Genomic DNA, 615 nt, shown 5'->3' with positions numbered 1-615 from the left:
CAAGAACTCAAACGCGCTACCTTCCGCAATAAATTCGTTAGTGTCCGGTAGACCTAATTTACCATCCCCGTAGATAGGATATACGACAAGTTCCTGCGTCACCGCAATACCATAACGGGAATCTGGATTTAAATCCGAGAAAGGTTCTTTACGTCCACGAACCGTAGTTTTTAGATGATCCACAATATCATCTACAGGACGTAGTTTACCAGACATCGCGACAAGACAAAGTCCAATCCCTGGAATATTGACAGTATGAACTTTATCTGTAGTTGTTGCAATATTACCCCATGTAACCTGACGATCTACAGCCAATATACCATTACGATAAGCAATTGCGGTCATATTAAACGCCCATATATGTGATAAATTTTATAAGCAGTGGAAAGACCGATATTAAACTCTTTCGCTGCAACCTGAAATCTGTTCTCTTTACCAGTGTAATTCCTAAGAAATTGATAAATTTCCTCTTTATCCAAGTGTCTGTTTCGCACAAGTGTAGGGGACCCAAGCCGGCGCATTTCGGGCGTAGTCGCGAATCTTCGCTTGATCTGAGCTACTGTACCAACATACCAATACTTTGCCCCATTTTGCCCAATAGCCGCGTGTACGCAT

1 protein-coding gene is annotated in these 615 nt (G+C 42.3%); it reads right to left on the bottom strand.

The features are described 5' to 3' along the window. Window positions 1-315, bottom strand: a 315-nt coding sequence (locus BM613_RS14695) for a hypothetical protein (protein ID WP_181363215.1), incomplete at its 3' end; no start/stop codon positions are given. Window positions 316-615: the final 300 nt, after the last annotated feature.

This window comes from Sulfoacidibacillus thermotolerans (assembly GCF_003144315.1).
Classification (GTDB): Bacteria; Bacillota; Bacilli; order Alicyclobacillales; family SLC66; genus Sulfoacidibacillus; species Sulfoacidibacillus thermotolerans.
This window is presented reverse-complemented; position numbering and strand designations above follow the sequence as displayed.